At 65.7% G+C, this 25,336-nt stretch carries 33 protein-coding genes; 24 read left to right on the top strand and 9 right to left on the bottom strand.

Annotation, left to right across the window (positions count from 1 at the left end; all coding sequences use genetic code 11):
* Positions 1-9: 9 nt before the first annotated feature.
* The 5 genes from KUW17_RS03655 to rpsF form a co-directional block, all read right to left on the bottom strand.
* Positions 10-495: a lytic transglycosylase domain-containing protein gene (locus KUW17_RS03655; RefSeq protein ID WP_222475981.1), complete on the bottom strand. Its 486-nt coding sequence runs from the start codon at positions 493-495 to the stop codon at positions 10-12.
* Between the two features lie 440 nt (positions 496-935).
* Positions 936-1,127: a hypothetical protein gene (locus KUW17_RS03650; RefSeq protein WP_222475979.1), complete on the bottom strand. Its 192-nt coding sequence runs from the start codon at positions 1,125-1,127 to the stop codon at positions 936-938.
* A 181-nt stretch (positions 1,128-1,308) separates the two neighbouring features.
* A complete protein-coding gene (gene rplI / locus KUW17_RS03645; protein WP_222475977.1) occupies positions 1,309-1,920 on the bottom strand; it encodes a 50S ribosomal protein L9 in 612 nt (203 codons plus the stop codon).
* A 12-nt stretch (positions 1,921-1,932) separates the two neighbouring features.
* Entirely contained in the window at positions 1,933-2,160 is a 228-nt protein-coding gene (gene rpsR / locus KUW17_RS03640; RefSeq protein WP_005608650.1) for a 30S ribosomal protein S18, read from the bottom strand.
* Positions 2,161-2,188: 28 nt separating this feature from the next.
* Complete coding sequence (rpsF, locus tag KUW17_RS03635; protein WP_222475974.1) at positions 2,189-2,542, bottom strand: 30S ribosomal protein S6; 354 nt, start codon at positions 2,540-2,542, stop codon at positions 2,189-2,191.
* A 302-nt stretch (positions 2,543-2,844) separates the two neighbouring features.
* Here rpsF and KUW17_RS03630 point away from each other — a divergent pair, with 302 nt between their 5' ends.
* The 4 genes from KUW17_RS03630 (at position 2,845) to KUW17_RS03615 (ending at position 5,237) form a co-directional block, all read left to right on the top strand.
* The gene (locus KUW17_RS03630) at positions 2,845-3,378 is read left to right on the top strand and encodes a hypothetical protein (protein ID WP_261396955.1); all 534 of its coding nucleotides are present in this window, start codon (positions 2,845-2,847) and stop codon (positions 3,376-3,378) included.
* Positions 3,379-3,531: 153 nt separating this feature from the next.
* Positions 3,532-4,116, top strand: a complete 585-nt coding sequence (locus tag KUW17_RS03625) for a YceI family protein (protein ID WP_222475972.1) — start codon at positions 3,532-3,534, stop codon at positions 4,114-4,116.
* 170 nt (positions 4,117-4,286) lie between these two features.
* Positions 4,287-4,622, top strand: coding sequence for a hypothetical protein (locus tag KUW17_RS03620; RefSeq protein ID WP_222475970.1), 336 nt, complete (start codon positions 4,287-4,289; stop codon positions 4,620-4,622).
* A gap of 264 nt (positions 4,623-4,886) precedes the next feature.
* Positions 4,887-5,237 (top strand): GNAT family N-acetyltransferase, encoded by a 351-nt coding sequence (locus tag KUW17_RS03615; protein ID WP_222475969.1) that lies wholly within the window; start codon positions 4,887-4,889, stop codon positions 5,235-5,237.
* An 84-nt stretch (positions 5,238-5,321) separates the two neighbouring features.
* Here the strand turns inward: KUW17_RS03615 and KUW17_RS03610 are convergent, their stop codons facing one another.
* Entirely contained in the window at positions 5,322-6,569 is a 1,248-nt protein-coding gene (locus tag KUW17_RS03610) for a cytochrome b/b6 domain-containing protein (protein WP_222475966.1), read from the bottom strand.
* Positions 6,570-6,736: 167 nt separating this feature from the next.
* Here KUW17_RS03610 and fabD point away from each other — a divergent pair, with 167 nt between their 5' ends.
* From fabD to KUW17_RS03585, 5 genes are all read left to right on the top strand, one after another.
* Positions 6,737-7,669: an ACP S-malonyltransferase gene (gene fabD, locus KUW17_RS03605; RefSeq protein WP_222475964.1), complete on the top strand. Its 933-nt coding sequence runs from the start codon at positions 6,737-6,739 to the stop codon at positions 7,667-7,669.
* A 3-nt stretch (positions 7,670-7,672) separates the two neighbouring features.
* Positions 7,673-8,263, top strand: coding sequence for an alpha/beta hydrolase (locus KUW17_RS03600; RefSeq protein WP_222475962.1), 591 nt, complete (start codon positions 7,673-7,675; stop codon positions 8,261-8,263).
* A gap of 22 nt (positions 8,264-8,285) precedes the next feature.
* Positions 8,286-9,023 (top strand): 3-oxoacyl-ACP reductase FabG, encoded by a 738-nt coding sequence (gene fabG, locus KUW17_RS03595; RefSeq protein ID WP_222475960.1) that lies wholly within the window; start codon positions 8,286-8,288, stop codon positions 9,021-9,023.
* 420 nt (positions 9,024-9,443) lie between these two features.
* Positions 9,444-9,677 carry an acyl carrier protein gene (locus tag KUW17_RS03590; RefSeq protein ID WP_005982462.1) on the top strand — a complete coding sequence of 78 codons (234 nt, stop codon included), beginning with the start codon at positions 9,444-9,446 and terminating at the stop codon, positions 9,675-9,677.
* 265 nt (positions 9,678-9,942) lie between these two features.
* Positions 9,943-10,686 (top strand): HisA/HisF-related TIM barrel protein, encoded by a 744-nt coding sequence (locus KUW17_RS03585; RefSeq protein WP_222475958.1) that lies wholly within the window; start codon positions 9,943-9,945, stop codon positions 10,684-10,686.
* A 131-nt stretch (positions 10,687-10,817) separates the two neighbouring features.
* On the opposite strand, the gene KUW17_RS03580 is transcribed toward KUW17_RS03585, so the two are convergent.
* Both KUW17_RS03580 and KUW17_RS03575 read right to left on the bottom strand, forming a co-directional pair.
* The gene (locus KUW17_RS03580) at positions 10,818-11,717 is read right to left on the bottom strand and encodes a PilZ domain-containing protein (RefSeq protein WP_222475957.1); all 900 of its coding nucleotides are present in this window, start codon (positions 11,715-11,717) and stop codon (positions 10,818-10,820) included.
* Positions 11,718-12,046: 329 nt separating this feature from the next.
* Positions 12,047-12,919, bottom strand: a complete 873-nt coding sequence (locus tag KUW17_RS03575) for a PilZ domain-containing protein (RefSeq protein WP_222475956.1) — start codon at positions 12,917-12,919, stop codon at positions 12,047-12,049.
* Positions 12,920-13,443: 524 nt separating this feature from the next.
* Here KUW17_RS03575 and fabF point away from each other — a divergent pair.
* On the top strand, positions 13,444-14,709 hold the full coding sequence (gene fabF / locus KUW17_RS03570) for a beta-ketoacyl-ACP synthase II (RefSeq protein ID WP_222475955.1): 1,266 nt from the start codon (positions 13,444-13,446) through the stop codon (positions 14,707-14,709).
* Positions 14,709-15,863 (top strand): endolytic transglycosylase MltG, encoded by a 1,155-nt coding sequence (gene mltG / locus KUW17_RS03565; protein ID WP_222476304.1) that lies wholly within the window; start codon positions 14,709-14,711, stop codon positions 15,861-15,863. The genes fabF and mltG overlap by 1 nt, the downstream gene beginning before the upstream one ends.
* Positions 15,864-15,946: 83 nt before the next feature.
* On the opposite strand, the gene KUW17_RS03560 is transcribed toward mltG, so the two are convergent.
* Positions 15,947-16,720 (bottom strand): TIGR01458 family HAD-type hydrolase, encoded by a 774-nt coding sequence (locus KUW17_RS03560; protein WP_222475954.1) that lies wholly within the window; start codon positions 16,718-16,720, stop codon positions 15,947-15,949.
* A 220-nt stretch (positions 16,721-16,940) separates the two neighbouring features.
* Here KUW17_RS03560 and KUW17_RS03555 point away from each other — a divergent pair, with 220 nt between their 5' ends.
* From KUW17_RS03555 to KUW17_RS03495, 13 genes are all read left to right on the top strand, one after another.
* The gene (locus tag KUW17_RS03555) at positions 16,941-17,309 is read left to right on the top strand and encodes a hypothetical protein (RefSeq protein ID WP_222475953.1); all 369 of its coding nucleotides are present in this window, start codon (positions 16,941-16,943) and stop codon (positions 17,307-17,309) included.
* A complete protein-coding gene (locus KUW17_RS03550) occupies positions 17,302-18,588 on the top strand; it encodes a DNA-packaging protein (RefSeq protein ID WP_222476303.1) in 1,287 nt (428 codons plus the stop codon). The genes KUW17_RS03555 and KUW17_RS03550 overlap by 8 nt, the downstream gene beginning before the upstream one ends.
* Positions 18,589-18,910: 322 nt before the next feature.
* The gene (locus tag KUW17_RS03545) at positions 18,911-20,140 is read left to right on the top strand and encodes a phage portal protein (RefSeq protein ID WP_222475951.1); all 1,230 of its coding nucleotides are present in this window, start codon (positions 18,911-18,913) and stop codon (positions 20,138-20,140) included.
* Positions 20,133-20,357, top strand: a complete 225-nt coding sequence (locus tag KUW17_RS03540; RefSeq protein ID WP_222475949.1) for a hypothetical protein — start codon at positions 20,133-20,135, stop codon at positions 20,355-20,357. The genes KUW17_RS03545 and KUW17_RS03540 overlap by 8 nt, the downstream gene beginning before the upstream one ends.
* 26 nt (positions 20,358-20,383) lie before the next feature.
* On the top strand, positions 20,384-20,950 hold the full coding sequence (locus KUW17_RS03535) for an HK97 family phage prohead protease (RefSeq protein WP_409996767.1): 567 nt from the start codon (positions 20,384-20,386) through the stop codon (positions 20,948-20,950).
* Positions 20,951-20,981: 31 nt separating this feature from the next.
* Entirely contained in the window at positions 20,982-22,163 is a 1,182-nt protein-coding gene (locus tag KUW17_RS03530) for a phage major capsid protein (protein ID WP_222475945.1), read from the top strand.
* Positions 22,164-22,342: 179 nt separating this feature from the next.
* Positions 22,343-22,942, top strand: coding sequence for a head-tail connector protein (locus KUW17_RS03525; RefSeq protein ID WP_222475942.1), 600 nt, complete (start codon positions 22,343-22,345; stop codon positions 22,940-22,942).
* Entirely contained in the window at positions 22,939-23,271 is a 333-nt protein-coding gene (locus tag KUW17_RS03520) for a head-tail adaptor protein (RefSeq protein WP_222475941.1), read from the top strand. Before KUW17_RS03525 ends, KUW17_RS03520 begins: the two co-directional genes overlap by 4 nt.
* Entirely contained in the window at positions 23,268-23,675 is a 408-nt protein-coding gene (locus KUW17_RS03515) for a DUF3168 domain-containing protein (RefSeq protein ID WP_222475939.1), read from the top strand. Before KUW17_RS03520 ends, KUW17_RS03515 begins: the two co-directional genes overlap by 4 nt.
* Before the next feature lie 45 nt (positions 23,676-23,720).
* Positions 23,721-24,134 (top strand): phage major tail protein, TP901-1 family, encoded by a 414-nt coding sequence (locus KUW17_RS03510; RefSeq protein ID WP_039170035.1) that lies wholly within the window; start codon positions 23,721-23,723, stop codon positions 24,132-24,134.
* A 4-nt stretch (positions 24,135-24,138) separates the two neighbouring features.
* Positions 24,139-24,459: a gene transfer agent family protein gene (locus tag KUW17_RS03505; RefSeq protein WP_222475937.1), complete on the top strand. Its 321-nt coding sequence runs from the start codon at positions 24,139-24,141 to the stop codon at positions 24,457-24,459.
* Positions 24,456-24,680: a rcc01693 family protein gene (locus tag KUW17_RS03500; RefSeq protein ID WP_222475935.1), complete on the top strand. Its 225-nt coding sequence runs from the start codon at positions 24,456-24,458 to the stop codon at positions 24,678-24,680. The genes KUW17_RS03505 and KUW17_RS03500 overlap by 4 nt, the downstream gene beginning before the upstream one ends.
* Complete coding sequence (locus KUW17_RS03495) at positions 24,673-25,332, top strand: phage tail tape measure protein (protein WP_222475933.1); 660 nt, start codon at positions 24,673-24,675, stop codon at positions 25,330-25,332. Before KUW17_RS03500 ends, KUW17_RS03495 begins: the two co-directional genes overlap by 8 nt.
* Positions 25,333-25,336: the final 4 nt, after the last annotated feature.

The raw sequence follows: 25,336 nt of genomic DNA, 5'->3' as shown, positions 1-25,336 counted from the left end.
GGGCAGGTTTCAGCTGTCAGAAGGCGCCGGGCGCAGGCCGGTTTCCACCAGCATGCCGCGGCGCTTGGCCTCGTAGTAATAGCCGCGCGAGTAATGCTTGACGGCCATATCCTGGCTGCCATCGGCCAGAAGCCAGGCGCCGCGGAGGTATTTCACGGAAAACTGCAGGTTGGTATCGGCATCCAGCAGATCCTGAGGCTCGCCTTTGAAGCCCATCGACCGCGCTGTCGCGGGAAGGATCTGCAGCAGCCCGTAGTAGGGGCGGTTCACCGCCTTGGGCCTGTGGGTGCTCTCGCGGACCGCCAGCCGGTGCACCAGGCTGCGCGGGACCTCGTAGTGGTCTGCCCAGTAGTTGATCTTCTGGCGCAGTTCCGGCGTCTCATTGGGGTAGAGCGGCGGGGCGGCTCTGGACACCTCGGGCGGGGAGGCGGTGCTGGCGCAGGCAGACAGCACTGCGGCGGCAATAAACAAGATCAGAGTGGTGCGGCGCGTCATGCGGCCTCCGAAAGCGGTTTCTCACAACCGGCAGATTAGCCGCATCCCGGCGGGCTGCAACGGCGCCCGTGCCGCGGCTTCGGGAAGCGGCGGGGAACCGCCATCCGCTGCGGGGGATTCCGCCGGTTCCAGCCCCCTTCCAAGGCCGCGCGCCGGGTGGTTCAAACTTTAATGATTAGAGGTTTGTTAAATATGGCGGGCCACTACATATTGGTGTTGCGCATTGAGGCAGAACAACCCTCAGGGCAGTTTGCCCCTCACGCCTGTGGGGCAGCTGACCATGTCGGGCAGAGGGGACCGCGGCTGTTTCCCAAATTTCGCGGTCCCTATAACCACCGGCAGCAGGCACTCAACAGGCGCTGGCGCGGACATCCGCCGGGTTCAGATAAACGGGTTGCAGCCTGCAGCGGTGCAGCCCTTGCAGCAGCCTGAGGGCTGGATCAGGCCGGCTTCTGCTCCGCCGCCTGCGGCCGCTGGAACAGGCTTTCGCCCGGCGCAATCAGCCCCTTCGGCACCAGCTCCGAAATGGTCTCGGCGCGGGCGGCCGTCCGGCCCGGCCCGCTGCCGCGCAGCAGCCGGAACAACAGCCGCCGTCGCAGGGCCAGCTCCTCACTCTCCAATGCGTCCTGCATGGCGCATCCCCCTTTTTCACTCCACTCCCGGATTATTCTGGCCGAATGCGGCAAACAGATGGTTATTCCGGGGCAGGGGATTTGCGCGCAATTTGCCTCAGCTTTTCAAAGGCTGCCCGGCAGAACGAAAAAGGCCGCCCCGGAGGGCGGCCTTTCCCATGTCTCACTGTCCCGAACAGGATCAGTTGGTTTCTTCGCCAGCGGCGTCGGCAACCGGTGCTTCGTCGTCGTCAGACGCGGCAGAGCCGATGTCGTCGAACAGCTCGGAGATTTCGAACTCAGCAGCGGCTTCCTCTTCGGCGGCCAGCTCCTGGATCGATTTGCCCGATGCCTGCAGCTCGGCTTCCTCTTCGGAGCGGGCCACGTTCAGCTTGATTTCGACTTCCACTTCCGGGTGCAGCTTGACGGCGACCGAATGCAGGCCCAGTTCCTTGATCGGTGCGATCAGGGCGACCTGTTTCTTGTCGACCGAGAAACCTGCTTCGGTTGCGGCTTCGGCGGCGTCGCGCGGGGTGACCGAGCCGTACAGCGCGCCCGCGTCCGATGCGGAGCGAATCACGATGAACTGCTGGCCGTCCAGCTTCTCTGCCAGAGCCTCGGCCTCTTTCTTGGTCTCCAGGTTGCGCGCTTCCAGCTGCGCTTTCTGGGCCTCGAAGGCGGCGATGTTGGACTCGGAGGCGGTTTTCGCCTTGCCCTGCGGCAGCAGGAAGTTGCGGGCGAACCCGGGCTTCACGTCAACGACGTCGCCCATCTGGCCCAGCTTTGCAACGCGCTCAAGAAGGATAACTTGCATCTGCTTATCTCCTTACTTCACGGCGTAGGGCAGCAGGGCGAGGAAGCGGGCGCGCTTGATAGCACGGGCCAGCTCACGCTGCTTCTTTGCCGAAACGGCGGTGATGCGCGAAGGCACGATCTTGCCGCGCTCAGAGATGTAGCGCTGCAGCAGACGGGTGTCTTTGTAGTCGATCTTCGGCGCATTTTCACCCGAGAACGGGCAAACCTTGCGGCGGCGGAAAAACGGTTTGGCTGCCATGATTTAGCGTCCTTTTCTCAAGCGTTGATCAGCGGCGCTCGCGACGGCCGTCGCGTTCGTCGCGCTTCTGCATCTGGACCGAAGGGCCCTCGGCGTGCTCGTCGACCTTGATGGTCAGGACGCGCATCACGTCATCATGCAGACGCATCAGGCGCTCCATTTCCTGAACGGCGGCCGACGGTGCGTCGGTCTTCAGGAAGGCATAGTGGCCCTTGCGGTTCTTGTTGATCTTGTAGGCCATGGTCTTGACGCCCCAGTACTCCTGGTCGACCAGCTTGCCGCCGTTGTCGGACAGAACAGCACCGAAGTGTTCGATGAGGCCTTCAGCTTGCGAGTTGGACAGGTCCTGACGCGCAATCATGACATGCTCATAGAGTGGCATGCGAACTCCTGTTTGTGTCTAGGCGCATTTCATAGACGGGGCATGTCACACTTCCGCTGCCCGGTCACGAGAGGCTGCGCGGATCGAAGAAGTCGCGGAAGCAGGGCCTCCTATACAGGCTGGCGCCGAAAGAGCAAGGCAAAAGGGGATTTGCGGCGGCTGCAACAGCCCGCCGCGGCAAAACCGCAAGCCCGCCCCATTGCTGCCCCAATGCAGGTCTTCACTCCTTAACGAAGCCTTAACGCGGACAGAAGCCGCGGGCCGCAAGGGCGGCTTTGGCAGCTTGGGAAAGGAGCAGACGGATGGCAGCGACAGATCAATTCACCGCACGGGCCGGCAGATCCTCCGCAGCCGGCGCCCTGGGCGGCCTGGCCGGCGCGATGCCGCTGCGCCTGCGGCTGCAGGCCAACTGGCGGGTACGGGTTGTCATGGTGCGCCTGCTGGGCGCCGCGATGATCCTCGGCTCTATCGGGCTGTGGCTGGTGCAGGGCGCCGGCGCGGACCCGGAAATGAACCTGATCCGGATCGGCGTGTCGGTTGCCTTCTTGCTGGCCGGGCTGGTGCTGATGACCGCCCATCAGCCGGCGGGCAGCCCGGAAGCCTGCTTTGACCCGGTGCGCCGCGAACTGCGGCTGCTGAAACGCGACGCCCAGGGCCGTCCGCGCACCGTCCTGCGCCGCAGCTACGGCAGCCTCGGCGGGGTGCGGCTCACCGCCTCCTCGGTGCAGATGTACGAAGGCGACGGCAGCCTGCTGATCGAGCTGCCGATCGGCTCCGCCGCGATGCGCAGCCAGCTGCGCGACCAGCTCAGCGGCGCGGTGCGGATCCTGACATAACGCCCATCACATTCCCGCGAGACACAGCCCGGCTGCCCGCAGCCGGGTTTTGTGTTCGCGCGCTCACAGATAGTGTTGGTTTTTGCGGGCTTCCAATCCGCGGGCCAAATGCCACATCTTTTGCACAACATTCATTCAGACGGAGCCTTCCCCATGAAAAAGACCCTGCTTGCCGCCGCCCTGTTCGGCGCGGCTGCCACCAGCGCCTTTGCCGTTCAAGCACCTGAAAAATACGTCCTGGACGCCAGCCACAGCCAGATCCTGTTCAGCTACAACCACCTTGGCTATTCGACCACATGGGGCATGTTCTCGGGTTTCGAGGGTGAGATCCATTTCGACCAGGAAAACCCGGCTGCGTCCAGCGTTGCGGTCTCGATGCCGCTCAATTCGATGTTCACCGGCTGGCAGGCCCGTTTCGACCACTTCATGACCAAGGACTTCTTCGACGCAACCGAGGATGAAACCGTCAGCTTCAAATCCACCGCGATTGAAGTGACCGGCGACACCACCGCCAAGATCACCGGCGACCTGACCCTCAACGGCGTGACCAAGCCGGTGGTGCTGGATGCCAAGCTGAACCAGGTAGGCGAGCACCCGATGGCCAAGAAGCCCTGGGCCGGTTTCGATGCCACCGCCACCGTGCTGCGCTCCGACTACAACCTGGGCCAGTTCGCGCCCTTCGTCAGCGACGAAGTGCAAATCCAGATCTCGGTCGAGGCGATGAAAGCCGACAACTGATCCTGCTGCTGCCCGGGTGCAGTTCCAACCGCCGGCTCCCGATGGGCCGGCGGTTTTCTTTTGCGCCCGCGCACTCCTCCCCAAACTGTGACCGGGGTTCACTGGCGTTTCCAAGGCTGAAGGCGCACACTGAAGGCGGCCCCTCCGGCCACTTCGGAAAGGAGGCACCCATGTTCCGCTTAGGCTATCTCGCTTCAGCCGCTGCGGCCCTGGCCCTCGCAGCCAACCTGGCATTTACCGCGCCGGCTGCCGCTCATGACTCAGGCGGCGATGCGGCCCGCGCCCTCGCCGGGCTGATTGCCCTGGGCATCATCGTCAAGAGCCTGGATGACCGCAAGCACCGCCACTACAGCCACAACAAAGGCTATTACCCGCGCACCTACTATCCGCGCAGCTATTACAAGCCTTACGGCGGCCGCCATCATGCCAAACACCACCGGCACCACTACCGGGGCATCCACCGCCACCGCACCCGCCACGGCGGCTACTACCGGCACAGCCACTGAGTGCTGCGTCTAAATTGCATTTGGCGCACAATATTCACCTCAGGGCTGTTGCCAGCTGCAAGGGAACCATGCAAGAAGCCGGAAGGGCAATACCCGCCCCGGCTTATTGGAGCATGTCTTGAAGTCAGGTAAGGCACAGGGGGGGGGAGCCTCCGCTACCGGCGCTCGCGGCGCGAGGATGCGGCGGCTGTTTTTGATCTGGTCGGCGCTTCGGTCAGCTGCCTGGCGCCTGAACCTTACCCGCAAGAAGTGGTGGACAGCTGGATGGCAGGCCGGGTTCCCGAGGATTACCTGGCGGACTGCGCCAGCGGTGAGGTCTGGATCGCTGAGGCCGGGCAGACACCGGTCGGATTTTCTCATGGCGTCCCGGGAGAGGTCAAACGCCTGTTCGTCGCCGCCGGCTACACGGGCATTGGCGCGGGCGCCGGGCTGATGCAGCGCGCGCTCAAGGACGCTCTGACGGCAGGCAGCGGCCATGTCCGGATCGAAGCGACCCTGAATGCGGTCCCATTCTACAGAAAATGGGGCTTCCAAAAAACCGGCCGCGGCGTGTTTCCCGGCCGGGATGCGGGATTGCCGGACATTGCCGTGGTGATCCTGGAAAAGGACTTCTGAACACATCCGCAAGGCGGCCAGAATGTGCCGGCACCGCCGGGCATCTGCGGGCGCGGGAGCGCCTGCGCCCGCCCCGGGGGCGGGTCACTGCGCCCGCCGGGCCTCCAGCTCCACCGACACGTCCACTGCAAATCCCAGCGAGCTTTCGTCCGGAAGGCTCTTGCCGACGCCGAAGTCCAGCCGGTTCAGGGTCAGCGCGCCGGTCATCTTCGCGGTATCCCCCTCCAGCGCCAGTTCAAAGGGCAGGGTGGCCGGCACCGTCTGATCCTTGATCGTCAGCGTGCCCACCGCCTGGTAGCCCTCTGCCAGCTTTTCGATCTCCGCCGTAAACAGAGCCGTGGGGAAGCTGGCGCTGTCAAAGTAGTCCGCGCCCATTGCCTGCTGTGTCACGCTGCCCAGCTCCAGCGAGGGGATGGCGATGGCCACCTCCACGTCCCCTGCCGGGCCGGGCGCCGCGGGTTCCTCGAAATTGATGACCGCGGTCCACTCTTTGAAGCTGCCGGAAACCGCGCTGCCCATCTGGGTGACGGAAATGCCCAGCGTGCCGGACTGCACCGCCCAGCTGCCTGCTGCGGCTTCAGCCGGGTCCGCGGCAACCACCGGGGCCGCGGTGCCGGTCTCCGCGGGTGTTTTGCCGCCCAGGATGCCAAACACCGCACCGCCGCCCAGCACGCCTGCCCAGACCGCAAGTGCTGCCAGCAGCGGCAGCAGGCTGTGCGCCTGGGCCGGCGGCTGGGGCAGGCGGGCGCGGCCCGGCAGCATCCGCCGCAGGGTGGCATCGCGGTCGATCACATGGTGCTTCAGCGCGCCGGCAATATGCAGCCCCAGCGCCGCCGCCAATGTCCAGACCAGCAGCCAGTGCAACCCGCTGAACAGACCTGCCACCGCTTCCGATTTCGGCACAAACGGCAGGCTCTGCCCGAACGGCCACCAGATCGGCGCATAGCCGGTGGTCGCGGCATGGTGGATCCAGCCCGTGAGCGGCACCGCCACCAGCGAGCCGTACAAGAGCCAATGCACCATCTCCGCCGCCAGCGCCTCGGCCTTGCGGTCCGGATGCAGCAGGCCCGGCTTGGGCTGGCTCAGCGCCCACAGGATCCGCAGCAGCGCGGTAAGGAATACCGCCACCCCGATGGTCTTGTGCAGGGAGAACAGCAGCGTCGCCCGCGCAATCACCGCCTGGCTGCCGTCAAACCCGGGGCTCTGGATCTCATGCGCCAGCTGGTTTGCGAAATAGCCCAGCGGAAAGGCAGAGAAGATCAGCAGCGCGGTCAGCCAGTGAAGGCCTTTGGCGACGCTGCCGTAAGAAGAAAACGTGTTGCCACGGGACATGGGCGTTATTCCTGGTCAAGATCCGGTTGCCCATAACCTAACCACGGCTCCCCCTGTTGCAACGCACGAGTGCTGTCAGCCCGCGCACAGGTTTCGTGCGCCTTTGCTTGTACGTTAGGGAAAGGGCGGGTACATCAGGCAAAACGCTAAAACGGACGAGGTCATCAATGACGATCGCATTTGTGTTCCCCGGGCAGGGCGCCCAGACCATCGGCATGGGCAAGGCGCTGGCCGAGGCCTATCCGGCCGCCAAGGCCATCTTTGACGAGGTGGACAGCGCACTCGGGGAAAGCCTGAGCCAGCTGATCTGGGAGGGCGACATCGAAACCCTGACCCTGACCCAGAACGCCCAGCCCGCCCTGATGGCCACCTCGATGGCCGCGATGCGCGCGCTGGAGGCCGAAGGCGTCACGATTGACAAGGCGTCTTTCGTGGCCGGCCACAGCCTCGGCGAATATTCCGCGCTGGCGGCTGCCGGTGCCCTCACGGTTGCCGACACCGCCCGCCTCCTGCGCACCCGCGGCCTCGCGATGCAAAGCGCGGTGCCGGTGGGCGAGGGCGCCATGGCGGCGATCCTCGGCCTCGACCTCGACGCCGTGCGCGCGGTGGCCGAGGAAGCCGCGCAGGGCGAGGTCTGCCAGGCCGCCAACGACAACGACCCCACCCAGGTGGTGGTCTCCGGCGCCAAGGCCGCGGTGGAACGCGCCGCTGAGATCGCCAAGGAAAAGGGCGCCAAGCGCGCGGTGATGCTGCCGGTGTCCGCCCCCTTCCACTGCGCCCTGATGCAGCCCGCCGCCGACGCGATGGCCGAGGCGCTGGCCAGCGTCGACATCAAATCCCCGGCGGTGCCGCTGATTGCCAACGTGCGCGCCGACGCCGTCACCGGCCCGGACGAAATCCGCCAACTGCTGGTCGAGCAGGTGACCGGCTCCGTGCGCTGGCGCGAAAGCGTGCAGGCGATGGCTGCCAAGGGCGTCACCGAATTCTGGGAGATCGGCGCAGGCAAGGCGCTGTCGGGCATGATCCGCAAGATCGACCGCAACCTGGCCTGCCGCCAGGTCGGCACCCCGGAGGACGCCAAGGCCGCAGCCGGGAATTAAACCTTGCGGAGACGGTTCTCGTTTCTCGCGGCCGGACCCGCCCTTGCCGCAGCCCTGTGGGGCTGCGGGATTGCCGAAAACCTGGTGCAGACCACCCGGTTGGAGCTGCAGGGGCGGGATGTCCTGGTCAACGGCACCCTGAACGCGCGGTCGCTGGCTCAGTTCAGCGCGTTCATGTCCCGCCACCCGGAAGCCGAACGGCTGGTGCTGCTGGACATGCCGGGCTCCGTCGATGACGAGACCAACCTCAGGCTGGGGCATCTGGTGCGCGACCTGGGCCTCGATACCCATGTCACCGCCACCAGTGAAATCTACTCCGGCGCCGTGGACATCTTCCTGGCGGGCCGGGAGCGCACCATGGAGGACGGCGCTATCCTGGGGGTGCACGCCTGGGCCGGCGACAAACCGGCCGGCGCATACCCGCCAAGCCACCCGGAACATGCGCCCTATGTGGCCTATACCACCCGGATGCTGGGCAGCGACGATTTCTACTGGTTCACGATCCAGGCCGCTCCGGCCAGCGACATTCACGAAATGACCGAGGCGGAGGTGAACCGCTACGGTCTCCTGACCAAACCGGTCCTGCGGGACTAAGAAGCCAAGAGGGCAACAATTCATGTTTGATCTTACTGGAAAGAACGCGCTGGTCACCGGCGCCTCGGGCGGCATCGGCGGAGATATCGCCCGCGCCCTGCACGCCGCCGGCGCTACTGTGGCGCTGTCGGGCACCCGCGAGGAGCCGCTCAAGGCGCTGGCCGCGGAACTGGGCGAGCGCGCCCATGTGCTGCCCTGCAACCTCTCCGACGCCGAAGCGGTCGAGGCGCTGCCGAAACAGGCGGCCGAGGCGATGGGCTCTGTCGACATCCTGGTCAACAACGCGGGCATCACCCGCGACAACCTGTTCATGCGGATGAAGGACGAGGAATGGGAGTCCGTTCTGAACGTGAACCTCACCTCCACCATGCGGCTGTGCCGCGGCGTTCTGCGCGGCATGATGAAGGCGCGCTGGGGCCGCATCATCAATATCTCCTCCGTGGTGGGCGCCACCGGCAACCCGGGCCAGGGCAACTATGCCGCCTCCAAGGCCGGCATGATCGGCATGTCCAAATCGCTGGCCTATGAGGTCGCCAACCGCGGCATCACCGTCAACGCGGTTGCGCCGGGCTTCATTTCCACCGCGATGACCGACAAGCTGAACGACAACCAGAAGGACGCGATCCTGACCCAGATCCCGGCGGGCCGCATGGGGGAATCAAAGGAAATCGCCTCCGCCGTGCTGTACCTGGCCAGCCAGGAAGCGGGTTATGTCACCGGCACCACCCTGCATGTGAACGGCGGCATGGCAATGATCTGAGCCGGGCCTGATCCGGTCCTGCAGAATTGCCCCGCAGCCCGGCTGCGGGGCAATTTTCTTGCGCGTCTGCCGCGCCGGGCCCCGCGCCGCCCCATCAGCCTGCGCCGCCAAGCGCTTGAATATCGGCGGAAATGGCAAAAAAAGCCGGTCTTGGGCTTGCAAGCCCTTGATTGCGGCGCCATCTGCACGCTTCATAGGCACGCGATGCGGGCCGCCCCCTGCTGCCGCGACCAAGCGAAACCGTTTGCCTTGGCCGCGGTCTATGCTATAGGCGGCCCATATCCGCTGGTATTTCCTAATGGAAACGCCGCACTGTCCCCGTCCCGCGGGGATCACACCGCCCGCTCCGGGCAAAAACCACGCCGCCCGAACGGGCAAGGGCAGAACCGGGCAGAGTGCCCTGAAAAACGAGGAAGAGACATGAGCGACGTCGCAGATCGCGTTAAAAAGATCGTTGTTGAGCACCTGGGTGTTGAAGAGGACAAGGTCACCGAAAACGCCTCCTTCATCGACGATCTGGGCGCAGACAGCCTGGACACCGTGGAACTGGTGATGGCGTTTGAAGAAGAGTTCGGCATCGAGATCCCGGACGACGCAGCCGAAACCATCCAGACCTTCGGCGACGCGGTCAAGTTCATCTCCGAAGCGTCCTAAGCCACGCTTCCGGATGACCGGAATTCACGGCGCTCTCCTGTGCGGAGGGCGCCGTTTTTTTTTTGCCGGCACCCGCGCCTGCCGCGGCTGCGAATCCCTGATTTCCCAGCGGCCGGCGGCGCAGCGGCAGCTTTCCCGTTTGCGCTATCATCAACGCCCGGGAAACACGCCGCAATTGTTCCATAAATGGTCATGATACGGCGTATCGCGCGGAAAAATCCGTGCTAATCTGAGCGCAAGTGGCGACACACAGGAGACTGGCACCATGATGATCTACCCCACTATGGAAATTCAGAACGGCCGTTGCGTAACCCTCGAAAAAGGCCGCCTGGAGGAACCGCAGATCTGGCATGTGGATCCGGTTGAAACCGCCAAGGGCTTTGCCGCGGCGGGGGCGGAATGGATGCACCTCACCGATTTCAACGCGATTGAAGGCGACAGCAGCAACGAAGAGCTGGTCCTGAAAATCATCCGCGGCGCCGGCATCCCGGTGCAGCTGGGCGGCGGCATGCGTTCGCGCGAACAGGTCGAGCACTGGATCGACAAGGGCGCCGGGCGCATTGTGATCGGCACCCTGGCGGCCCGCGACCCACATCTGGTGCGTGAACTGGCCGAACACCACCCGGACCAGATCGTGCTGGCGGTGGACATCTGGCAGGGCCAGGTGATGACCGACGGCTGGCGCAAGTCAGGTGCGTTCACCCCCGAAGCCTATCTGGAGGCTTTCGAGGGCGCTCCCTTTGCCGGCATCATCATCACCGACATCGATGCTGACGTCGCCGATACCGAGGCGCAGATGGGGCTGATCTCGCACCTCGCGTCCAAGGTGAAGCTGCCGGTGATCGCCAGCGGTGTGGTGCGCAACGCCGATGACATCTCGCGGCTGAAGTACATCCACAACATCGCCGGTGCCCAGGTCGGCCGCGCCCTGTTCCGCAAGACACTCTCGGTCGAGGAAGCGCTGGCGGTGGCCCGCCCGGAACCGGAACCGGTTGCGGAATTCCAGTAACAAAGGCCAGCAGCCAAAGAAAGCGTCTGCGGACTTCTGCCCGCAGACGCTTGCGGACCGCCTCTGGGCTAGGCTGGCTCTGCCGCCAGCAGCAGGACGGCGGAGCCGGCGCCTGGCCGCAGGTCCGGCGGTCAAGCAGGTTTGGCGGCCGCGGCCGGCTGAACGGCGGTCCTCGGCGACCATTGCAGCAAGGCCTGCAAGTCCTCCTGGGACAGGGGCCTGGTGAATTTCAGGCCAACATAGTCGCTGGTCTGCCAGGGAACCTGCGCGGCAACCTCCCCAAGCACCGGCACCATGGCTTTGACCTCGCTTCTCATCGCGGTCAGCGGGGTGCCGCTGCGGTCCCAGATACGCACCTTGGCGCCCAGCCGGCTGATATCGACCAGCTTTGCAGGCAGCCGGTACGGGCCGCATTGCAGGGTGCAGGGCAGCGAGCAGGGATGCCGCCGCCGCCGCCGCCGCTGCCTGCGGGCAATCCGTTCCGCCAGAAAGGCGCCGGCTGCACCCAGCACCACCACCAGAAACGAGCTGGCAATGGCGGTTTCCTGAGAAAGCCCCTTGATACGGCCCATGCCGGCTGCGGTGCTGTCCTTCAGGTTTTCCAGCGGAGTGAAGTCGCAGGGCAGCGGAATGATGCGGCTGGCAAACTCCTCCAGCAGCGCAGCCGCCCCCAGCCGCTCGGCGCTCGCCCCAGCCTTGGCCAGGCCGTGCAGCCGGTAGATTTCCAGCAGGCCTTTCTGCTGGCTGATCAGCTGCATGGTTATCGGCTCAAAACCCTCCATCCCGGTGCGCCGCAACTGCATGCTCAGCGCTACTTCCGGGTGATCGTCCAGCCAGTGCTGCAGCTGGCGCGCCTCGGCCGGGTCGGCGCCTGATTTCAGAAATTCGAGAAAGCCGCGTGCCTCGTGCTGCAGCATCACAAGGTCCGATTGCAGCAAGCAGGTCGGCCTGGCGGCTGCAGCCGCACCGGTGTCGGAGAGGACGGCTGCCGGCGCCGCAAGCGCGGCGAAAATAATAGGCCAGTGTTTCATGCCGGAACTCGCTAGAACAGTCAGTTAGTTATTACAGGCGGCTGAATTCCCTTCAATCTATCATAGGCTGTGTACGCACTTATTAACGCTACTTAAGCGTACAGTTAATTCGCCGTAAAAGCGTCAGGGCCGGACAGGCTGGCATCCTGGCCGGGCGAGAGAGGCAATCGGGAAAGGCAATTGAAACCCGCTGCGGCCGGGCGGCGCAGCGGAAGCGGCGCGATCCGGGTGTTCGGGTGTCAGCGGTGCCGGGCGGCGCCAGCCGCCGTCAGGGGCAGGGGGGCGATGTAAAGGGCGGGCGGCTTACAGGCCGCGCTGCAGGCTGCGCGTCACAGGCCAAGCCGCACTTCTTCGCGCAGGCCGCCATCCTCCATCGGAAAGGCCTCCAGCAGACGGTGCAGCTGCATGAAATTGAACTCCTGCACAAACTGGACGCCGATGTAATCGGCCGTCTTCCAGCGCACCTGAGCATCCACCGTATGGCCGCCAAAGGACAGCCGGACGCGTCCGGAAGCTTGGCAGGGGGTGTCCGGGCGCACCTTGGCGCCGGCCCGGCTGAGATCCACCAGATGCGCCTGCACGGTCCGCCCGCCGGCCTGCAGCACGCAAGGCACCGCGCAGGGGTAGCGTTTGGTGCGGCGGATCTTGCGGATGCCGATCCGGTCCAGGAAATACAGAACGCTGCCGCCCAGCACCAGGAACGATACCCAGGCAATTGCCGCATTGATGATCTGCTGGCGCTGGCGGGCATCATTGGCGTTGATCGCCACCAGCTTGCTGCCATAGCCGTCTTCCTTGAACTGGTCGCAAGGCAGCGCCTCGACCAGCGTGCCATAGGCCGCCTGCAGCTCGAACATGCCCATGTGGCGGGCGCTTTCCAGCGCTGCGGTGCGGCCTTGGCTGGCCAGCATCTGCAGCAGAACAGTATGCTGCTGCATCAGCTTCAGGGTGCCGCCCTCGGCGGACTGGATGCCCACCGCCCGCATCCGCTGCCGCAAGGGCGCAGGCGGATTCGCGCTGAGCCAGCTGCCCAGCTGCTGGACGTGATAGGCGCCCTGGCCGCTGTCCAGGTAAGAAAGGAACCCGGCCGAGGCCCGGTTCAGGTCGGAGAGATCCTGATGCACGGCGCAGGACGCGCCCGCGCGCGCGGGCAGCAGGAAAATTGTCAGCAGAAGTGCAGCTGTCGGCAGCCATTTGCGCATGGCAGGGTCTTCCTTACATCTCTCCGGAGGCAATCCTCGCCTACAGAAACGAATCTGAGGTTAACGCGGAAGCCTGCCATTAAAGATTTCTGTAAAAACTCCGTGTGCTTCGCCCCGCTGGCCGCATCCGGGGCGGGCCAAATCCTGCCGCGGCAGACAACCCTTTCCGGTGCGCACAGGCACGGTACCGCCGTCCCATCACCGGGCCGGACGGCACCGTTCCGGCAATAAGGAAGGGCTTATAGTGAACTTGAAGCAGGGGACGCGCAAAAAAAGAACGGGCTGGAGGCAAAATGGCCCAGAGCTCCAGCCCGCACCGGCGGCACTGAATTCAGCCGCCAAGTTTCTTGGTTCGGATGCTGTCAACCTGAGGGGGAGTAGTTAATGAAGCGTTCACGCAGGGAAAACTTGCTGCAATTTTGCATGTTACGTCCCGTAAAACGGTCTGCGCGCCCGCTCTTGCACCTTCGGGCCATTCCAAGCTATTTGGACAGACGGATTGCCGAGGCAAAGGAGAGCAAGGAATGCGTCGAGTAGTTGTCACCGGACTGGGCCTGGTTACCCCGCTGGCCAGCGGAGTCGAAGAAACCTGGTCCCGGTTGCTGGACGGCCAGTCGGGTGCAGGCCCCATCACCCTGTTTGACGCCGAAGCCAGCGGCGTCACCACCACCTACGCCTGCGAGGTTCCGCGCGGCGACGGCGCGGATGGCACTTTCAACCCGGATGACTGGGTGATCAAGAAAGAGCAGAAGAAGATTGACGACTTCATCCTCTATGGCATCGCTGCCGCCGACATGGCCGTGCGCGACGCCGGCTGGACGCCCGAGGACGAGGAAAGCCGCCTGCGCACCGGCGTGATGATCGGTTCCGGAATCGGCGGCCTCAGCTCGATCGCCGACACCGCGGTGATGATCAAGGAAAAAGGCCCCCGCCGGGTGTCGCCGTTCTTCATTCCTGGCGCGCTGATCAACCTGATCTCCGGCCAGGTCTCGATCCGCTTCGGCTTCAAGGGCCCGAACCACTCCGTCGTGACCGCCTGCTCGACCGGCGCCCACGCCATCGGCGACGCGGCCCGGCTGATCAAATCCGGCGACGCCGACGTGATGATCGCGGGCGGCGCTGAGGCGGCGATCTGCGAGATCGGCATTGCCGGCTTCAACGCCTGCAAGGCGCTGTCCACCAAACGCGCTGACGACCCAACCAAGGCCTCGCGCCCCTATGACGCCGACCGTGACGGCTTTGTCATGGGCGAGGGCGCCGGCATCGTGGTGCTGGAAGACTACGAGCACGCCAAGGCCCGCGGCGCCAAGATCTATGCCGAGGTGCTGGGCTACGGCCTGTCGGGCGACGCCTACCACATCACCGCGCCTTCCGAGGACGGTGAAGGCGGCGAGCGCTCGATGAAGGCGGCTCTGGCCAACGCAGGGCTGGACGCCTCTGCCATCGACTACATCAACGCCCACGGCACCTCGACCATGGCCGACACCATCGAACTGGGCGCGGTTGAGCGGCTGCTGGGCAACCATGCGGCCAATGTCACCATGTCCTCGACCAAATCCGCCACCGGCCACCTGCTGGGCGCCGCCGGCGCGATTGAGGCGATCTTCTCGATCCTGGCGATCCGCGACCAGGTGGCGCCGCCGACCATCAACCTCGACAACCCCGCTGTCGAAACCCCGGTCGACCTGGCGCCCAACGCCAAGCGCGAGCGCAAGATCGACGTGGCGCTGTCGAACTCCTTCGGCTTCGGCGGCACCAACGCTTCGGTGATCTTCGGGAAACCCAAGTGATGTGGCGCAGCCTCGCCTCTAATATGCTGACGGTCCTGATCGCCGCCCTGTTCCTGCTGGGCGGCGTCATCCTGTGGGGCCAGGCGCAGTACACCTCCGAAGGCCCGCTGGACACCGCCATCTGCCTGCGGGTGGAGCGCGGCTCCAACATGGCCCGCGTCAGCCGCGACCTCGAAGCGCAAGGAGCGGTGTCTTCCGCCACCATCTTCCGCCTAGGCGCCAAGTACAGCGAGAAGACCGGCCAGCTGAAGGCCGGCAGCTTCCTGGTGGAGCCGGGCGCCTCGATGGAGCGGATCGTTGACGAGATCACCCATTCCGGCGCCTCCACCTGCGGCACCGAAATCGTCTACCGCGTCGGCGTGACCCGCACCCAGACCCTGGTCCGCGAACTGGACCCGGCCACCAACAAGTTTGAGGACATCGCCGATTTCATCCTCGGCGAGGATGAGGCCCCGTCTGAGTACACCGAAACCCGCCAGGACGCCGACACCCGCTACCGCATCGCGCTGGCCGAAGGTGTGACCAGCTGGCAGGTGGTCGAGGCGCTCAAGGCCATCGACATGCTGGACGGCGAGCCCGGCGAGCGCCCGGCCGAGGGCCTGCTGGCGCCTGACAGCTACGAGGTTACACCGGGCACCGAGCGCGCCGCCGTGCTGGCCGAGATGCAGGAGCGCCAGCAGCTGCGCATCAACGCCGCCTGGGAAGGCCGGTCCGAAAACGCCGCCGTCGCCAGCCCCGAGGAGATGCTGATCCTTGCCTCGATCATCGAGAAGGAAACCGGCGTCGCCGAGGAGCGCGGCCTGGTCGCCTCTGTCTTCACCAACCGCCTCAACCGCGGCATGCGCCTGCAGACCGACCCGACGGTGATCTACGGCGTCACCAAGGGCGAAGGGGTCTTGGGCCGCGGGCTGCGCCAGAGCGAACTGCGCAAGGCCACCCCTTGGAACACCTATGTGATCGAGGGCCTGCCGCCGACGCCCATCGCCAACCCGGGGCTTGCCAGCCTCGAGGCTGCGGTGAACCCGGAGACTACGGACTTCGTGTTCTTCGTTGCCGACGGCACCGGCGGCCACGCCTTTGCCGAGACGCTGGACGAGCACAACAGGAACGTCGCCAAATGGCGCGAGATCGAAGCCCAGCAGCAGAACAACTGAAGCTGAGGCATTGGACAAAGGGAAGGGCGCCGCAGGGCGCCCTTTTTTGTGGCTGGATGGTCCGCCGCCGCAAGGGGCGCAGATCATTCGCCATCCTGCGCCAGCAGGCGGTCCACTGCTTCTTGCACATCCGCAACTGTGGCGGTCGGCGCCGGTTTGCAGCGGTTTTCGTCGCCGTCGCGGTATTTTCCGGTCCGCACCAGATAGCCTGCCGCCAGCCCGGCCGCCAAGGCACCCGCCACATCGCTTTCCGCATCATCGCCGATCATCGCCGCCTGCTGCGGCTCCGCACCGGTGCTGGCCACGGCAGCCCGGAAGAATTCCGGATCGGGTTTGCCGAACAGCTTCGGCTTGGCATCGCCGGCAAATTCCAGCGCCTTGATGAACGGGCCGGCGTCCAGACTTAGCCGCCCGTCCGCGTCCAGGAAAACACGGTTGTCCGCCAGCGCAATCAATGGCGCGCCCTCCAGCAGCACCCGGAAAGCGCGGTTCATGTTGTCATAGCTGAAAGCCTCGCCAGCGTCGCCGATGACCACCGCGGGCGGGCCGCCATGCTTGCAGCCGCGAAACTCTTCCTCAAGCGCCGGATGGACCAGCAAATGCGGGCTGTGGCCGGTGCGCTCCAGCCACGCCAGTGCGGCGGCGACCGGCGTGAAAACCTCCACCGGCTGGATGTCGAATCCGAGTTCCTGAAGCTTGGCCACGATGCGCCGCTTCGGCTGCCGGGTGGAATTGGTGAGGCAGCGCACCTGCCGCCCAGCGGCCCGCAGCCGCAACAGGGCCTGCACGGCCCCTGGAATTGCCCGGCTGCCCTGGTAGAGGACGCCGGACACATCGAGCAATACGGTTTGTGCCATGTCCAGACTCTGCCTGACCCGTATGCCCGCGTCAAATCACCCGCCAGCCCCGTTGCGCAGCCACCGTACGCACCCCTCCCTGCAAACCTTGACTTTTGCAGCAAAATCGCGTATAGGTTGTGGTGCAGCTGGAAGAAACATGGACGGCCCCGGACCCCTCCGCCGGCGGCCGTCCTGTCTTTCTCTTGTGCGGACAAAAACGCATGAGGCTGAGCACATCATGACAGACCAGACACCAGAACAGGACGGTGCCGCCGTCCTGCAGCGGCAGGTGCATTACACCGCCGATCTCCTGCGATCGCTGCAGGAGAGCATGCACCGCCTGCGCAACGCGGCGGAAGAGCTACGGGAGCAGCTTGAAACCACCGGCGGTGATGAGAGCACCGGCGCCAACGCCCAGATCAGCCGCCTCGAGGGCCTGATCCGGGATTGCCAGAAAGTGGAGAAAGTCATTGCAGAACAAAGCACCGAATTCGCCCGCATGCTCAAATCCGAACACGAACTCGATCTCGGCGCGGCGCGCGCAGCTGTCGAGCGCGGACTTTCTCGCCTGCGTGCCGCCCTCGCTCCTGAACTTCTTCTTGAATGAGCTGGACCGCAAATCGCTCTGCGCGCTGCCGCACTTGTTTCACATCTGGGCGCTGGACCACCAGCGCCCGCCGGATGGCGGCTGGCGCGCCTGGGTGATCCTGGGCGGGCGCGGCGCCGGCAAGACGCGGGCAGGGGCCGAATGGGTCCGCTCGCTGGCCGAAGGGGCAAGCCCATACGACCCCGGCACCGCGCGGCGCATCGCGCTGGTGGCGGAAACCTATGACCAGGTGCGCGACGTGATGATCCACGGCGACAGCGGCATCCTGGCCTGCTCGCCGCCCGACCGGCGCCCCAAGTGGAAGGCGTCGGAGCGCAAGCTGATCTGGCCCAACGGCGCCGAGGCGCAGGCGTTTTCCGCCCACGACCATGAAGCCTTGCGCGGTCCCCAGTTCGACGCCGCCTGGGCGGATGAGCTGGCCAAGTGGAAGAAGGGGCAGGAGAGCTGGGACATGCTGCAGTTTGCGCTGCGGCTTGGCCAGGACCCCCGCGTCTGCGTCACCACCACGCCGCGCAACGCCCCCGTGCTGAAACGGCTCCTGGCCTCGCCCAGCACCGTCACCACCCACGCCGCGACAGAGGCCAACCGCGCCAACCTCGCGCCCTCCTTCCTGTCGGAGGTGCGGGCGCGCTACGCAGGCACCCGTCTGGGCCGGCAGGAGCTGGACGGGGTGATGCTGTCGGACATCCAGGGCGCGCTCTGGTCCACTGCAGCACTGGTGGAGGCCCAGGTGGCAGAGGCCCCGCCGCTTGACCGGGTGGTGGTCGCCGTCGATCCGGCGGTGAGCGCAGGCAAGAACTCCGACGCCTGCGGCATCGTGGTGGCGGGGGCCGTCACCCACGGCCCGCCGCAGGACTGGCGCGCCTATGTGCTGGCCGATTGCACCGTGCAGGGGGTTGGCCCCTTGGCCTGGGCTCAGGCGGCGATCGCTGCCCGCGACCGCTCTGGCGCCGAACGGGTGGTGGCAGAGGTCAACCAGGGCGGCGCATTGGTCGAAACCGTGCTGCGCCAGGCCGACCCGCTGGTGCCGTTCCGCGCGCTCCACGCGAAGAAAGGCAAATCCGCCCGCGCCGAACCGGTGGCAGCCCTATACGAGCAAGGCCGGGTGTTTCACCTTCCGGGGCTTGGAGAGCTGGAGGACCAGATGTGCCAGATGACCCCGCAAGGCTACCGCGGCAGCGGCTCGCCCGACCGGGTGGATGCGCTGGTCTGGGCGCTGCATGAGCTGATCATCCAGCCCGCGGCAAACCTCAGGAGACCGCAGGTCAGGGTGCTCTAGGACTTCTCAAAACCAACCGCCTGGCCGCAGGCCGGGCAGCGCCCGTCCGCCCTCCGTCATGCCGGAGGCGTGCTTCCAGCACGATGGGGCGGGCGCTTCGCTTCCATCCCGCCGGGCCGGGCGCCGCCCTCAGTGTGATGCAACACTGTATTGTTTCCTTTATATCCGTTTCATTTCAGAGGCTTGGCTCAAGGTGTTGCGCACCCACCGTACGCACCGCTTGCCAAATCTTCAGGCCTTTCCGGCATCAATGATCCTCAGCAAAGGCGCACCAGCCCCAAGGGGTTCCAGCGCCGGATAGGAACAACCTGAGGAGCGGACAATGGTCTTTGACCTGCTGCGGCGCACAACGCCGGACCCCCGGAAACCGGGCCCCGAAAATCCGGGCCTGGAACAGAAGGCCAGCCAGACCGCCCGCGTGGTCTCCTGGCACGGCGCCGGCCGCATCGCCTGGAGCCCGCGCGACACCGTATCCCTGACCCGCAGCGGCTTTGCCGGCAATCCGGTCACGCACCGGGTGATCCGCCTGATCGCCGAGGCCGCCGCCGCGGTGCCGCTGGTCCTGCAGGACAGCCGCCGGCGCTATGACACCCACCCCTGGCTGGCGCTGCTGGCGCGCCCCAACCCGGCGCAGACCCAGGCCGAACTGCTGGAGGCGCTCTACGGCCACCTGCTGCTGTCCGGCAACGCCTATGTCGAGATGGTCGCGGCAGAGGATGCCGCGCCCGCAGAACTGCATGTGCTGCGTTCCGACCGGATGAACGTGGTGCCGGGCCCTGACGGCTGGCCCGCAGGCTTTGACTATGTGGTGGGCGGACGCAAGCACCGTTTCGCCAACGAACCGGGCAGATCCCCGGTCTGCCATATCAAAAGCTTCCACCCGCAGGACGACCACTACGGCCTCTCAGCCCTGCAGTCGGCGGCAATGGCGATTGACGTTCACAACGCCGCCTCCCGCTGGTCCAAGGCGCTCTTGGACAACGCAGCCCGTCCCTCCGGCGCGCTGGTCTGGACCGGCTCTGACGGCCAGGGCCAGATGTCAGACGATCAATTCCGCCACCTAAGTGAAGAGATTCAAACAAATTTCCAGGGTGCCCAGAACGCCGGCCGCCCGATGGTGCTGGAGGGCGGGCTGGATTGGAAGCCGATGGGGTTTTCGCCCTCCGACATGGAATTCCAGAAAACCAAGGACACTGCCGCCCGCGAAATCGCGCTGGCCTTTGGGGTGCCGCCGATGCTGATCGGCATCCCCGGCGATGCGACCTACGCCAATTACCAGGAGGCCAACCGCGCCTTCTACCGGCTGACCGTGCTGCCCCTGGTCTCCAAGGTGACCGCCGCGCTGAGTGACTGGCTGGCCACCTGGACCGGCGACGCGCTGACACTGAAGCCTGACCTCGACCAACTGCCCGCATTGGCGGCAGAGCGCGAGGCGCAGTGGCGGCGGGTCGCTTCCGCGGATTTCCTCACCCATGAGGAAAAGCGGCGTCTGCTGGGGTTGCCCACAGAAACCCTGCCCACAGAGCAGACGGAGGGCGGACAGGATGACTGAGCACCCGATGCACGCATTCGATTGTTCACCGGGATTGCGCCTGTCCGCCCATGAGCGGGTGGCCCAGATCCAGCATGAGGCCATGAACCGCCGCCTCGACCGGATCGAACAGATGATGGAGCGGCTGGAAAAACGCCTCTGGCTCACTGTCTACGGTGTCGCCGCGGTAATCCTGGCGCAGGCCTTCCAATCCTTCCTGGCGGTGCAATTGCCGTAACTCCAAAGACTTGCGAGGCAGACATGATGCAGGGAACACCCCAGCTGGAACACAAATTCGCACGCTTCGGCGAGGATCTCTCGCTGAAGGAAGCAACCGAGATCAAGGGTTACGCCAGCCTGTTCGGCCAGGCCGATCAGGGCGGCGACGTGGTCGAGCGCGGCGCCTATGCGGCCTCGCTCAAGGCGCTCCGCGATCAGGGCCGCAGCGTCAAGATGCTGTGGCAGCACGACCCGCACCAGCCCATCGGCGTCTGGGACGAGGTGCGCGAGGATGCGCGCGGTCTTTATGTGAAAGGCCGCATCCTCACCGCCACCCCCAAGGGCGCCGAGGCTGCCGCGCTGATCGAGGCAGGCGCCATTGACGGCCTCTCGATCGGCTACCGGACCCAAAAGGCCACCCGCGCCCCGGACGGCACCCGCCACCTGACCCAGGTGGAGCTGTGGGAGGTGTCGCTGGTCACTTTCCCGATGCTGCCGGCCGCGCGTGTGGCGGGCAAATCCTCCGCCGCGGAAGCCGAAGCCGAAGCGCTGCGCGCCCTGGCCGACGGCCTGCGCCAGATCACCCGCGGCCTCAAAGCAGGCCAGACCTAAAACAGGCCAGACTTAAAACAGGACAGACATCATGAGCAATCAAGACCTCCCGGCCCAAACCGGGGATGCAGCGCCCCTGGCGCATGAAGTGAAACAGGCCATTACCGGCTTTCTTCATGAATTCAAGGGGTTTCAGGACGACGTGCAATCAAGGCTGAAACAGGCAGAAGAGCGAGTGAACATGCTGGACCGTAAGACTATCTCTCCGAACCGCCCCCATCTGGCCGCCAGCCAGGACGCCGGCGCCCCGCATCACAAGGCGTTCAACGCCTACCTGCGCAGCGGCGACGACGACGGCCTGCGCGGCCTCGAACTGGACGGCAAGGCGATGTCCACAGCCGTCAACAGCGACGGCGGCTACCTGGTCGACCCGCAGACCGCGGAGACCGTGAAATCGGTGCTGAACGCCTCCGCTTCGATCCGTTCGGTGGCCTCGGTTGTGCATGTGGAGGCAACCTCCTATGACGTGCTGATCGACCACAGCGAAATGGGCGCCGGCTGGGCGACCGAAACGGATCCCGCAGCAGAAACCGCCACCGGCTCGATCGACCGCATCACCATCCCGCTGCACGAACTCAGCGCGCTGCCCAAGGCGTCGCAACGGCTGCTCGATGACAGCGCCTTTGATATCGAGGGCTGGCTGGCCGGGCGCATCGCCGACAAATTCGCGCGGTCCGAGGCCGATGCCTTCATCAACGGCGACGGCATCGACAAGCCCACCGGCTTCCTCAGCTACACCGTGGCCGAAAACGGCAGCTGGACCTGGGGCAACCTCGGCTACATCGCCTCCGGCATTGATGCCGACGTCGGCGACGGCGATGCGGTCATCGACCTGGTCTATGCGCTGGGGGCGGAATACCGCGCCAATGCCACCTTCATCATGAACTCCAAGACCGCGGGAATGCTCAGGAAGCTGAAGGACGCCGATGGCCGCTTCCTGTGGTCCGACGGGCTGGCCGCGGCGGAGCCTGCGCGCCTGATGGGCTACCCGGTGCTGATCGCCGAGGACATGCCCGACCCGGCCTCCAACAGCTTTTCCATCGCCTTCGGCGACTTCCGCGCCGGCTACACCATCGCTGAACGCCCGGACCTGCGCGTGCTGCGCGATCCCTTCAGCGCCAAGCCGCATGTGCTTTTCTATGCGACCAAGCGCGTCGGCGGCGACGTCAGTGACTTTGCCGCGATCAAGCTGATGAAATTCGGCGTGAGCTGACGCTTGCGCTGATGGCGGACCGGCAGCCCGGTCCGCCGGCTGGCACGCACCCAATATTTCCCTGCCGTCTAGCTGCTCCCCCTCCGTCCGAGCGGCAGGGAACGGTGCGTGCCGGCCGAACCTTGGAAACGGACAGCAGACCCGGGCCGGCTCAGGGGGAGGCCCGCAGGAGTGAGATGATGATGCTGAGCGAAGTGACCCCCGTGCCCGAGGCCGCCCTGCCGCTGGCCCAGTTCAAGGCGCATCTGCGTATGGGCACCGGCTTTGGCGAGGACAGCCTGCAGGACGAGGTGCTGTTTGGCTTTCTGCGCGCCGCCCTGGCCGCGATCGAAGGAAGGACCGGCAAGGCGCTGATTACACGCGATTTCGAGCTGGAGATCCGCCACTGGCGCGACCGCGCCCGGATGGTGTTCCCCATCGCCCCGGTACAGGAAGTGACAGAGGTGGTGGTCCGCGACGCCAGCGGTGCGGAGACGGTTCTGGATCCCGCCGCCTACCATCTGGAGCGCGACAGCCAGCGCCCGCACCTGTGCCCAGCCGCCAGCCTGCTGCCGGCCATTACCGCCGGCGGTCTGGCACGGATCACCCTGCAGGCCGGCATGGCCGCAGATTGGGGCGGTTTGCCCGCCGATCTGGCCCAGGCGGTGATGCTCTTGGCCGCGCATTACTACGAATACCGGGCCGACACCGGCCTGCATGGCGGCTGCATGCCCTTTGGCGTCACCAGCCTGATCGAACGCTACCGCAGCCTGCGGCTGACCTTGGGAGGCCTGGCATGAAACGCCCCCCGAACCTGACCCGCAAGCTGGTGCTGGAGGACCCCCAGCGCAGCCCCGACGGCGCCGGCGGATACACGGAAACCTGGGTCGCGCTTGGCACCCTCTGGGCTGAGGTGAAACCCCTCAGCGGGCGTCTGAGCAGTGACAGCCTGTCTTTGCAGAAATACCGCATCACCCTGCGCGCTTCCCCGGATGGTTTTGCATCCCGCCCGCGCCCTGATCAGCGCTTCCGCGACGGGAACCGCCTCTACCGCATTGATGCGGTTGCGGAAAGCGAACCCGCAGGCCGGTACCTCACCTGTTTCGCGGTTGAGGAGGTGAGCACATGACCTACGCCATCGCAGGCGGGCTGCAATCCGCCGTCTACACCCATCTGACCGGCGATGCGGATCTGACCGCCCTGGTCGGCAGCGCCATCTATGACGCTCTCCCCGCAGGCCCCTTGCCGCAGACCTATGTGGCGCTTGGCAGCGAAGAGGTGCTGGACCGCTCCGACAAGACCGCAGGCGGGGCCGAACACCGCTTCTTTGTCACCGTCACCACCGACATGGCCGGCTTTGCCACCGCCAAATCCGCCGCCGCGGCCGTCTGCGACGCGCTGGTCGGCGCCGCGGTGCCTTTGCCGCGCGGCCAGATGACGGGCCTCTGGTTCGACCGGGCCAAGGCGGAGCGGCTCAGCACCGGCGGCCGGCAAATCACCCTCCGGTTCCGGGCGCGGGTGGATGATATTTGAACCGCAGAAACCCATGAAACCAATTGAAATACATGGAGAAACCCCATGACAGTTCAAAACGGCAAGGACCTCTTGGTCAAAGTGGACATGAACGGCGCCGGCCTGTTCGAAACCATCGCCGGCCTGCGCGCCACCCGCATCAGCTTCAACGCCGAAAGCGTCGATGTGACCAGCCTCGAAAGCCAGGGCGGCTGGCGCGAACTGCTGGCCGGCGCCGGCGTGCGGTCCGCCAGCATTTCCGGCTCCGGCATCTTCCGGGACGAGGCGACGGACGAACGCGCGCGGCAGTTGTTCTTTGACGGGCTCACGCCGGAGTTCCAGGTCATCATCCCCGATTTCGGCATCGTGCAGGGGCCGTTCCAGGTGACCGCCCTGGAATACGCAGGCAGCCACAATGGCGAGGCAACTTATGAGCTGTCGCTCGCCAGCGCCGGCCAGCTCAGCTTTGCGGCGGTGTGATCCGATGGTGAACCCGCACGCAGGCGAGGCAGAATTGCTCGTGAATGGAACCCCTTACGCGCTGAAGCTGACGCTGGGTGCGCTGGCGGGGCTTGAGGCCGCGCTGGAGGAAGGCACGCTGGTGGATCTTGTGCAGCGGTTCGAGCAGGGCCGGTTTTCCGCCCGCGACGTGCTGGCGCTGCTGGCAGCCGGACTGCAGGGCGGCGGGCATGAGCTCAGCCGCGAGGACCTCGCCTCCGCCGCCATAGACGGCGGCCCGATGCAGGCGGCACGGGTGGCGGCGGAACTTCTGGTGCGCAGCTTTGCCGTGCCGGACAGCCCATGAGCGCGCTCGACTGGCCCGCCCTGATGCGCGCCGGGATCGCGGGGCTGAAGCTGCTGCCGCGCGATTTCTGGCAGCTAACCCCGGCTGAGCTGCGGCTGATGCTGGGCGACGCTGCTGCGCCGCAGCCGCTGGGCCGCGACCGGCTGGCGGCGCTGATGAGGAACTTCCCGGACGCCGCCAGCCCGGCAAGCCCGCAGGACAAGGAGACAACAGATGACTGACTCATCCGCGATGGCGGAACTGGAACTGCAGGGCGAGGCGTTGGGAGAAGCGCTCGACGGCGCCTCTGGCATGGCCGCCGCCTTTGCCGAGGTGCTGGCGCGGGTCAAGGAAGGCTTTTCCGAGACCGGCCGCGACGCCCAGATTCTGGACCGCAGTCTTTCCAAGGGCTTGCGGCGCGCTTTTGACGATCTTGTGTTCGATGGCGCCAGCCTGTCAGAGGCGATGGACACGCTGGCGCGCTCAATGATCCGCACCACCTATAACGCGGCGATGAAACCGGTCACCAACCATGTGGGCGGGCTGATATCCGACGGTATCGGCAGTCTGATCGGAACCATTCTGCCTTTCGCCAACGGTGCCGCCTTCAGCCAGGGCAAGGTGATGCCATTTGCCAAGGGCGGCATCGTCACCGGGCCGGTGGCGTTTCCGATGCGCGGCGCCACCGGGCTGATGGGCGAGGCCGGGCCGGAGGCGATCCTGCCGCTGACCCGCGGCGCCGACGGCTCGCTGGGTGTGCGCAGCCAGGGCGGCGGCGCGGTGAACGTGGTGATGAATGTCTCCACCCCCGACGTCAAAGGCTTTGAACGCAGCCGCAGCCAGATCGCCGCGCAGCTGTCGCGGGCTCTGAGCCGCGGCGGGCGCAACCGTTAAGGAT

Source organism: Leisingera aquaemixtae (assembly GCF_019801145.1).
GTDB classification, from domain to species: Bacteria; Pseudomonadota; Alphaproteobacteria; order Rhodobacterales; family Rhodobacteraceae; genus Leisingera; species Leisingera aquaemixtae_A.
The sequence above is the reverse complement of the archived record's forward strand: the minus strand, read 5'-3'. Positions and strand labels throughout refer to the sequence as shown.

What these genes read in the sequence shown, in the direction of transcription:
- KUW17_RS03655 (WP_222475981.1), bottom strand. Translation starts at nt 495, where the DNA reads ATGACGCGCCGCACCACTCTGATCTTGTTTATTGCCGCCGCAGTGCTG.
- KUW17_RS03650 (WP_222475979.1), bottom strand. Translation starts at nt 1,127, where the DNA reads ATGCAGGACGCATTGGAGAGTGAGGAGCTGGCCCTGCGACGGCGGCTG.
- rplI (WP_222475977.1), bottom strand. Translation starts at nt 1,920, where the DNA reads ATGCAAGTTATCCTTCTTGAGCGCGTTGCAAAGCTGGGCCAGATGGGC.
- rpsR (WP_005608650.1), bottom strand. Translation starts at nt 2,160, where the DNA reads ATGGCAGCCAAACCGTTTTTCCGCCGCCGCAAGGTTTGCCCGTTCTCG.
- rpsF (WP_222475974.1), bottom strand. Translation starts at nt 2,542, where the DNA reads ATGCCACTCTATGAGCATGTCATGATTGCGCGTCAGGACCTGTCCAAC.
- KUW17_RS03630 (WP_261396955.1), top strand. Translation starts at nt 2,845, where the DNA reads ATGGCAGCGACAGATCAATTCACCGCACGGGCCGGCAGATCCTCCGCA.
- KUW17_RS03625 (WP_222475972.1), top strand. Translation starts at nt 3,532, where the DNA reads ATGAAAAAGACCCTGCTTGCCGCCGCCCTGTTCGGCGCGGCTGCCACC.
- KUW17_RS03620 (WP_222475970.1), top strand. Translation starts at nt 4,287, where the DNA reads ATGTTCCGCTTAGGCTATCTCGCTTCAGCCGCTGCGGCCCTGGCCCTC.
- KUW17_RS03615 (WP_222475969.1), top strand. Translation starts at nt 4,887, where the DNA reads ATGGCAGGCCGGGTTCCCGAGGATTACCTGGCGGACTGCGCCAGCGGT.
- KUW17_RS03610 (WP_222475966.1), bottom strand. Translation starts at nt 6,569, where the DNA reads ATGTCCCGTGGCAACACGTTTTCTTCTTACGGCAGCGTCGCCAAAGGC.
- fabD (WP_222475964.1), top strand. Translation starts at nt 6,737, where the DNA reads ATGACGATCGCATTTGTGTTCCCCGGGCAGGGCGCCCAGACCATCGGC.
- fabG (WP_222475960.1), top strand. Translation starts at nt 8,286, where the DNA reads ATGTTTGATCTTACTGGAAAGAACGCGCTGGTCACCGGCGCCTCGGGC.
- KUW17_RS03590 (WP_005982462.1), top strand. Translation starts at nt 9,444, where the DNA reads ATGAGCGACGTCGCAGATCGCGTTAAAAAGATCGTTGTTGAGCACCTG.
- KUW17_RS03585 (WP_222475958.1), top strand. Translation starts at nt 9,943, where the DNA reads ATGATGATCTACCCCACTATGGAAATTCAGAACGGCCGTTGCGTAACC.
- KUW17_RS03580 (WP_222475957.1), bottom strand. Translation starts at nt 11,717, where the DNA reads ATGAAACACTGGCCTATTATTTTCGCCGCGCTTGCGGCGCCGGCAGCC.
- KUW17_RS03575 (WP_222475956.1), bottom strand. Translation starts at nt 12,919, where the DNA reads ATGCGCAAATGGCTGCCGACAGCTGCACTTCTGCTGACAATTTTCCTG.
- fabF (WP_222475955.1), top strand. Translation starts at nt 13,444, where the DNA reads ATGCGTCGAGTAGTTGTCACCGGACTGGGCCTGGTTACCCCGCTGGCC.
- mltG (WP_222476304.1), top strand. Translation starts at nt 14,709, where the DNA reads ATGTGGCGCAGCCTCGCCTCTAATATGCTGACGGTCCTGATCGCCGCC.
- KUW17_RS03560 (WP_222475954.1), bottom strand. Translation starts at nt 16,720, where the DNA reads ATGGCACAAACCGTATTGCTCGATGTGTCCGGCGTCCTCTACCAGGGC.
- KUW17_RS03555 (WP_222475953.1), top strand. Translation starts at nt 16,941, where the DNA reads ATGACAGACCAGACACCAGAACAGGACGGTGCCGCCGTCCTGCAGCGG.
- KUW17_RS03545 (WP_222475951.1), top strand. Translation starts at nt 18,911, where the DNA reads ATGGTCTTTGACCTGCTGCGGCGCACAACGCCGGACCCCCGGAAACCG.
- KUW17_RS03540 (WP_222475949.1), top strand. Translation starts at nt 20,133, where the DNA reads ATGACTGAGCACCCGATGCACGCATTCGATTGTTCACCGGGATTGCGC.
- KUW17_RS03535 (WP_409996767.1), top strand. Translation starts at nt 20,384, where the DNA reads ATGCAGGGAACACCCCAGCTGGAACACAAATTCGCACGCTTCGGCGAG.
- KUW17_RS03530 (WP_222475945.1), top strand. Translation starts at nt 20,982, where the DNA reads ATGAGCAATCAAGACCTCCCGGCCCAAACCGGGGATGCAGCGCCCCTG.
- KUW17_RS03525 (WP_222475942.1), top strand. Translation starts at nt 22,343, where the DNA reads ATGATGCTGAGCGAAGTGACCCCCGTGCCCGAGGCCGCCCTGCCGCTG.
- KUW17_RS03520 (WP_222475941.1), top strand. Translation starts at nt 22,939, where the DNA reads ATGAAACGCCCCCCGAACCTGACCCGCAAGCTGGTGCTGGAGGACCCC.
- KUW17_RS03515 (WP_222475939.1), top strand. Translation starts at nt 23,268, where the DNA reads ATGACCTACGCCATCGCAGGCGGGCTGCAATCCGCCGTCTACACCCAT.
- KUW17_RS03510 (WP_039170035.1), top strand. Translation starts at nt 23,721, where the DNA reads ATGACAGTTCAAAACGGCAAGGACCTCTTGGTCAAAGTGGACATGAAC.
- KUW17_RS03505 (WP_222475937.1), top strand. Translation starts at nt 24,139, where the DNA reads ATGGTGAACCCGCACGCAGGCGAGGCAGAATTGCTCGTGAATGGAACC.
- KUW17_RS03500 (WP_222475935.1), top strand. Translation starts at nt 24,456, where the DNA reads ATGAGCGCGCTCGACTGGCCCGCCCTGATGCGCGCCGGGATCGCGGGG.
- KUW17_RS03495 (WP_222475933.1), top strand. Translation starts at nt 24,673, where the DNA reads ATGACTGACTCATCCGCGATGGCGGAACTGGAACTGCAGGGCGAGGCG.